This window comes from Bacillus sp. FJAT-53060 (assembly GCF_037104745.1).
In the GTDB taxonomy this organism is placed as follows: Bacteria; Bacillota; Bacilli; order Bacillales; family Bacillaceae; genus Bacillus; species Bacillus stratosphericus_B.
Genome location: NZ_JBAWSW010000071.1, coordinates 1 through 6681, shown reverse-complemented (window position 1 = coordinate 6681; position 6681 = coordinate 1). Strand labels below are relative to the sequence as shown.

Annotated in this window: 9 protein-coding genes; 7 read left to right on the top strand and 2 right to left on the bottom strand. The window is 37.5% G+C overall.

Annotation, left to right across the window (positions count from 1 at the left end; translation table 11 throughout):
• Positions 1 to 687: IS3 family transposase (locus WAX46_RS15395; protein WP_336494299.1), on the top strand; the 687-nt coding region annotated here is incomplete at its 5' end.
• 61 nt (positions 688 to 748) lie between these two features.
• Here WAX46_RS15395 and WAX46_RS15390 read toward each other — a convergent pair.
• Entirely contained in the window at positions 749 to 1060 is a 312-nt protein-coding gene (locus WAX46_RS15390) for an inner spore coat protein (protein ID WP_336494298.1), read from the bottom strand.
• Positions 1061 to 1605: 545 nt separating this feature from the next.
• On the opposite strand from WAX46_RS15390, the gene degQ reads away from it, so the two are divergent.
• The 6 genes from degQ to WAX46_RS15360 all read left to right on the top strand — a co-directional run bounded on the left by degQ (position 1606) and on the right by WAX46_RS15360 (position 6480).
• On the top strand, positions 1606 to 1746 hold the full coding sequence (gene degQ, locus WAX46_RS15385) for a degradation enzyme regulation protein DegQ (RefSeq protein ID WP_003213123.1): 141 nt from the start codon (positions 1606 to 1608) through the stop codon (positions 1744 to 1746).
• Positions 1747 to 1897: 151 nt separating this feature from the next.
• Positions 1898 to 2812 (top strand): polyprenyl synthetase family protein, encoded by a 915-nt coding sequence (locus WAX46_RS15380; RefSeq protein ID WP_226567437.1) that lies wholly within the window; start codon positions 1898 to 1900, stop codon positions 2810 to 2812.
• Positions 2809 to 2976, top strand: coding sequence for a competence pheromone ComX (gene comX / locus WAX46_RS15375; RefSeq protein ID WP_226567436.1), 168 nt, complete (start codon positions 2809 to 2811; stop codon positions 2974 to 2976). The genes WAX46_RS15380 and comX overlap by 4 nt, the downstream gene beginning before the upstream one ends.
• 56 nt (positions 2977 to 3032) lie before the next feature.
• Positions 3033 to 5345: an ATP-binding protein gene (locus WAX46_RS15370; RefSeq protein WP_336494297.1), complete on the top strand. Its 2313-nt coding sequence runs from the start codon at positions 3033 to 3035 to the stop codon at positions 5343 to 5345.
• Positions 5346 to 5425: 80 nt separating this feature from the next.
• Complete coding sequence (locus tag WAX46_RS15365) at positions 5426 to 6067, top strand: response regulator transcription factor (RefSeq protein WP_226567434.1); 642 nt, start codon at positions 5426 to 5428, stop codon at positions 6065 to 6067.
• A 23-nt stretch (positions 6068 to 6090) separates the two neighbouring features.
• Complete coding sequence (locus WAX46_RS15360) at positions 6091 to 6480, top strand: hotdog fold thioesterase (protein ID WP_226567432.1); 390 nt, start codon at positions 6091 to 6093, stop codon at positions 6478 to 6480.
• Between the two features lie 56 nt (positions 6481 to 6536).
• Here the strand turns inward: WAX46_RS15360 and WAX46_RS15355 are convergent.
• Positions 6537 to 6681: IS3 family transposase (locus WAX46_RS15355; protein WP_336493244.1), on the bottom strand; the 145-nt coding region annotated here is incomplete at its 5' end.

Below are 6681 nucleotides of genomic sequence, written 5' to 3'. Positions count from 1 at the left end.
ACGTTGTGCCGAAAGCACAAGTATCGATATGGATATCGAAAAATCACAGCCATACTAAAAAGGAGAATGCGTATTAACCATAAAACTGTTCAACGTATCATGCAGAAAAACCAGTGGCAATGCCGTGTTAAAATGAAAAAGCGTAAGAAGAATGGGCAACCCTATGCCGTGGCCGGTAACATACTGGATCGGAACTTTCAATCTGATCGTCCTCTTGAAAAACTAGTAACGGACATCACATATTTGCCTTATGGACAGAAACAATTGTACCTTTCCAGTATATTGGATTTATATAATGGAGAAGTGATTGCTTTTAATATTGGTGATAAGCAGGACACAGACTTTATCTTAAACACACTTGATCAGCTCCCAGCACTGCCTAAGAACTGCGTGTTACATAGCGATCAAGGTTCTGTGTATACATCTTACGAGTATCAGAAAGCTGTTCATATAAAAGGCATTACCATGAGCATGTCCCGTAAAGGGACACCCGCTGATAATGCCTCCATCGAATCGTTCCATTCCTCACTAAAGTCTGAAACGTTCTATCTTAACAGGATTGATCGAACTACGACCACCATCGTAGAACGCACTGTCAAAGAATACATTTATTATTATAACAACATTCGTATTCAAACAAAACTAAACAACCAATCACCGATAAACTATCGGCAATTGGCTGTATAAAGGTGTTTTGATCCCTGTCTCAAAAACGGGGGTCAGTCCCTGTCAGAGCGGCTTTTCTTTGTCATCCCCACTGTAAAAGCAGAAAAAGCTTGCTTGAAGTCATAGATAAATAGATGCGAATGCCTTCTGGACTAAAGCGGATATCAATATTGCTTTTCACCCCGATTTGCTTCAGCATTCTGATGACAATTGTTGTATCAGCGCGTTCAGCAGCCTCCATCATTCGCTTGGCAAACGAAAGCGAGCTGGAAATCTGTTGTGTAATAAGTGATGCGTCAGCAATGAGCCGGGCTGATTCCTTTGCGGATCTTTGAAACGAGTGGGCATCCACTGGAGGAAAGGTCATAGGCGCACGTGGATATGCGCTCCGCATTGCGGGAACCTGCAAAGGAGGATAAGGAACATAGTGAAACATATGATCGCCTCTTCTCTCATAAAGTGAAATTGGACGGATATCTGTTCTAAATGTATGTAGAAAATCAGAATAAAGAATCAAAATGATCTTTCTATCTTTGTAAATTCATCATAAAAATAGGTACTTCTGCGGTCAATTTCGGTGAATGTCGCCAAAAAATTGCGGTGTCTACTGTAGAGCCTGTCGTCTGACCTATGACATGAAAAACCAAGAGAATAAAAGGAAGCGTATGTTCTGTTGTGGGGGATCTTGACGAATGATTCCTTTTCTTGTCGTAAAAATGACGCATTTCCTTTAAAATTGAGATAAAAGTACGAGTTGAAAAGTCAGAAAATGATGAAAAAAGACCTATTGAATTTTGCGGTATCACGCACACATTTTGTGCATACTTTTCGGTGAAAAAATACTCAATTGCATTTACACTATTAGTAACAGATCAAATACTTATGACCCAATCACCATACACAAATACATTGATCTTCCAAAAAAGGAGAGTGGAATCGATGGAAAAGTATGAAATCGAAGAACTTAAACAATTATTATGGAAACTTGAAAACGAAATTAGAGAAACAACGGCCTCTCTTCATAACATTAACAAAAGCATTGATCAATACGACAAATATGAATATGTGAAAATTTCTTAAAGACTTGATAATCATCAAGTCTTTTTTTTATCCAAATACATACAAAAAAAGGATATATTATTATATAATTGTTAAATAGTGATGTCAGTGGACATTTGCTCAAGTCTTTTTAGTAAAATAAAAGACGAAAGGGTGAGGTACAAGACCGAGTATGCTAAACTATCTAGAGAATACAAAAATCAAGCAGAATATGTCTGATTTTATTCAACATGCAGTCAGGCAAAAGGATTTACAAAAGCTGCTTCTTGAATTTACAAATATAAAGAATGAATTCCCCTTTGGGCAATTGGCTTACGAGCATTATGAGGCATTTGGCGGACAAGACAAGCGAGCGATTACAAAGCTGGCAGCAGGGATTGAACTTCTCATCTTATCAGCCGATATATTAGATGATATTGAAGATCAGGATAAAGATTCTTATCCTTGGATGAACGTCAACCAAGGGGTGGCCATCAATGCGTCTACGTATTTGTATACGCTGAGTATCCAATCTATCACATCAATAGGTGAAAATGATTCTCAACTAATTGAGAAGCTGTTCCACTTCATCAAATTATCAATGGAAGGACAACATGATGATTTGCGTCATATACATGGAACAGAAGAAGAGTGTGTAGAGGTTTTAAGGAAAAAATCAGGATCATTAACAGCTCTTTCTAGTGTACTAGGTGTTTATTTAGCGACGAGAAAAATCAACCCAACTGTGGAATCTTATTCAATATATTATGGTGTTGCTGAGCAGATCAGTAATGATTTTTTTGCGTTATTTTCGAAAACAAACGGGGATTTGCAAAAAAAACAAACACTGGCATTTAGTTTTTTAGAGAGACGTTTTAACGATGCCAGCCATGAGTTGCTTGAGTTCTTTTCAGGCAGGCTCAATGAGTTTGAGCATCAGCCGTTTCAACTGAAACAGAAATTACTTGAAGCTGGTTTGACTCAGTACATGGTATCCATGAGAGAGATTATGCTGTTAAAGATGAGGCAAGGAATTGAGCAACTTGATTTACCTAAAACAAAGAAGGAACAATTATATGCATTTATGACAAAGGAGGGAAATGATTGAATATTCAAAATATCATTGCATATCTAATAAAAAACCCAGGTGTGATTGATGAATTGATTTCTGGAAATGCAAACTTAATTCATGCTGACGCACAAACAACCGCAGCCATTATAGAGGGTGTAAAAAAAGAATACATGAGTGCAAAATACATCTGGGAGTATTAATTTGAGATTCAAACCTGTATGATGATTTAATGATTTTTCTTAAGGATGTTTTAAACATGAAGCTTACCTATACAAAATTGTCCACATTTCTTGTATTTTTGTCTTTTTTATTTGTGATCTATATTTCATATATCTATGTATTTGATATTTTTAATGGCGCACGTGTAGAAAAGAATGAAAACGGCCAAACGGAAGTTGTTGACGTTGAATATCTTTCTTTAGCTTATTCTTCGGGGTTAAAAGAAGGAGATATTATATTAAAGATAAACGGACAATCTAATTTAATTCAAGACCACATGATCAATGGTAAGCTCAGAAATGTGCAAAGAATTGATATACAAAGAGGCAACCAAATCATATCACTTAAAAATAAGACATTGATAGGTCGCGAAAGCTTATTTATCTATTTAATCCCTCTTCTACTATATTCAATATGCTTATTTTGCATCTTTTTTATTATTAAAATTAACAAAGAACCGCAACGAAAATCTGCATTTTTATTAATATTATTCTTATTATCAATTTGTATTGGGTATCTGAGTGCAGGTACTTCAGGAATTGGTGATAGATTTAGCCATTATGTTCTCTTATTGTGTTTATCAAGTGTGTCTATTTTATATATTCACTTTATCTATCAATATTTCAAGGAATTTGATGTTCACTTAACGAATCCAAAGCTCATCAAATATTTATATTTGATCCCTATTTTTAACCTTGCCGTACATAGTGGCGTTTCGGTGTCATCTGAATTCAGGAAATATGTTCCGAGTATCAGTTTGCTGTTTTTTTTCGGAACAGTTTTAGGAGCTCTTTATTTAATAGTCAGAGGTATGAAGAGATATAAAAAGACAGCACATGGCTCAGTTTTAAAATTCTTTGCCATTATGAATGTTTTGTCGTTCAGTCCATTCATTCTCTTTTTTGCTATTCCCTATGTGTTTTTTGATAAGTATTTGGTTGATCCTTTTATCCTGACATCCATTGTCTTGCTTATTCCTTTTTCACTCGTATACCAATTCATGACGAACAAACTTTACAATATGGATTTTCTGATTAGTAGACTGAGGTACTATGGTTTTCTAGCGATCACACCGACTATTTTTGTTGTCGTCACGTTTTACATTTTGCAGAAACCAGAAGATTTGAAGTACACTTTGAAGCTCGCCTTAATTACTTATACACTCATGCTTGCGGTCTTTTATTTCAAAGAAATTCTAGATTTCCGCTTCCGGCTGAAACGATTTTCTGAGAAGCATAATTATCAGGATAGTGTGTTTAAATTTACGCAGCTCATTCGTGAAGCATCATCTCTTCATCAAGTACTGTATCATTTGAAATATACGATATTAGAAGTGCTCATTGTCAATAAAGCCTTTGTGCTTGAAGTGAAGGAAGATGGACAAATTGAAGAGATTGATGAGTCGACAGATGACAGCAAACTATGGAAAGAGTATGTCGATCAATTTCAAGACATTTTAGGTGAAGTAGGGAAAATCATCGAGCTTAATAAAGGGTTTATGATGAAAATTGGCGAGCGGGGCGGTCACTCGTTTGTGATTTGCTGTTTATCAAATTTAAAGACATCGAAGCTAACGCGCGATGACATTTCTTGGCTAAAAACATTGGCATTTTATACAAGTGTCAGTTTAGAGAATGTCGTCAAGATCGAAGAATTGATGGAGCATCTTGAAGATTTGAAACAGCGTGAAGCGAATCCCGCTTGGCTGAAAAAAGTTATGTTTGCGATGGAAGAAAAGCAGCGCTCAGATTTAGCCAGGGATCTTCATGATTCCGTGCTACAGGATTTGATTTCACTAAAAAGACAGTCAGAAATGTTTTTAACGAATTTCCAAAACGATCAATGCTCAACCTCTATTGAACATTCGCTGATTGCATGGAATGAACAAATGTCTAAAGTGATTCAAACGACGAGAGAAACATGTCATGAACTTCGGCCGCAGTTGCTTTATGATTTAGGCCTAGTGAAGGGGATATCGAAGCTGACTTCTCTAATCCAAGAGGAAGCTCCGTTTCATATCAGGCTGAATACGACCCGCTTTGATAAAGAGCTGGACATTGATATTGACTCACAGCTTAATATTTACCGCATTGTGCAGGAGCTGTTATCCAATGCATTGAAACACTCTAAGGCCAACCAAGTCTTAGTGATGCTGATTTGTATTAAAGATCAGGTTGTTCTCCACTATGAGGACGACGGAGTAGGTTTTGACGCAAGCCAACTTGATCAGTACACAATAAGCATGGGTCTATCGGGAATAAGGGAACGAGTCAAGGCGTTAAATGGAAAGCTTCAAATTCATACAGCCCCAGAAAAAGGGCTCAAGGTGAAAATTGAATTGGAATTGTAACGACTTATTAAGGATAAAGACTTGGCATCTGCCAAGTCTTTTATATAAAATGGAAGTGAGTGATTTAAAGGGAGGAAGACATGAAGAAGATATTGGTCATTGATGATCATCCGGCTGTCATGGAAGGGACAAAAAGCATATTAGAATCAGATCAGCAGCTATCAGTCGATTGTTTAAGTCCTGATGCAGAAGCCGCCTTTTTAAAGACGCATGACTTTTCCATCTATGATTTGGTCTTGATGGATTTAAATCTCGGGGATATCAATGGAATGGACATTGCGAAACAAATTTTAGAAACGAATCAACAAGTGAAAATTATCATTTATACAGGGTATGAAGTAGATGATTATTTCGAAGAGGCCATTCGGGCTGGATTGCATGGTGCAATTAGTAAAACAGAGACAAAAGACAAAGTGATTGAATACATACACCGCACATTGCAAGGAGAAGTTGTCATTCAGCTATCCTATTTAAAGAAATTAATTTCACAGCAGCAAGAAAAGCCAGAACAGGATCAGCAGCCGGATCATGAACTGTTAACAGAGCGCGAGTGTTTAATCCTCAGAGAAGTGGAAAAAGGGTACACGAACCAAGAGATTGCCGATGTGCTTCATTTGAGCAAACGCTCGATTGAATACAGTTTGACTTCCATCTTTAATAAGCTGAATGTTGGATCTCGAACAGAAGCAGTGTTAATTGCAAAATCTGAAAGTGTGCTGTAAACGTGTGAAGGGAGAGGGCCTTGATGGATATGAGTGGATCAAATACACTGCTTGAGGCACTGGGTATTGAAATTGTGGAATGCAATCAATCACGCTGCGTTGCGACAATGCCAGTCGATCACCGAACAAAACAGCCATTTGGATTACTGCACGGAGGAGCATCGGCTGCTCTAGCAGAAACGGTGGCGAGCATGGGCGCTACTGCTCATTTAGACTTAACTCAGCAGGTTTGCTCAGGTATTGAGATCAATGCCAATCATTTAAAATCTGTACGGGATGGAGTGGTGACAGCGATAGCTGTTCCTGTACATGTAGGACGGCGTACAATGGTATTCCAAATCGATATAAAAGATGATCGAAACCGGCATGTCTGTACGTCTAGATGCACACTTGCTGTCATCGATCGCATATAAAAAAGCGCTCGGTCCAGGGACTGACCCCCGTTTTTGAGACAGGGATCAAAACACCTTTATACAGCCAATTGCCGATAGTTTATCGGTGATTGGTTGTTTAGTTTTGTTTGAATACGAATGTTGTTATAATAATAAATGTATTCTTTGACAGTGCGTTCTACGATGTTGGTCGTAGTTCGATCAATCCTGTTAAGATAGAAC

Bases quoted from the DNA above. Each gene is read 5' to 3' on its own strand.
- WAX46_RS15390 (WP_336494298.1), bottom strand. From the start codon at position 1,060: ATGCGGAGCGCATATCCACGTGCGCCTATGACCTTTCCTCCAGTGGAT.
- degQ (WP_003213123.1), top strand. From the start codon at position 1,606: ATGGAAAAGTATGAAATCGAAGAACTTAAACAATTATTATGGAAACTT.
- WAX46_RS15380 (WP_226567437.1), top strand. From the start codon at position 1,898: ATGCTAAACTATCTAGAGAATACAAAAATCAAGCAGAATATGTCTGAT.
- WAX46_RS15370 (WP_336494297.1), top strand. From the start codon at position 3,033: ATGAAGCTTACCTATACAAAATTGTCCACATTTCTTGTATTTTTGTCT.
- WAX46_RS15365 (WP_226567434.1), top strand. From the start codon at position 5,426: ATGAAGAAGATATTGGTCATTGATGATCATCCGGCTGTCATGGAAGGG.
- WAX46_RS15360 (WP_226567432.1), top strand. From the start codon at position 6,091: ATGGATATGAGTGGATCAAATACACTGCTTGAGGCACTGGGTATTGAA.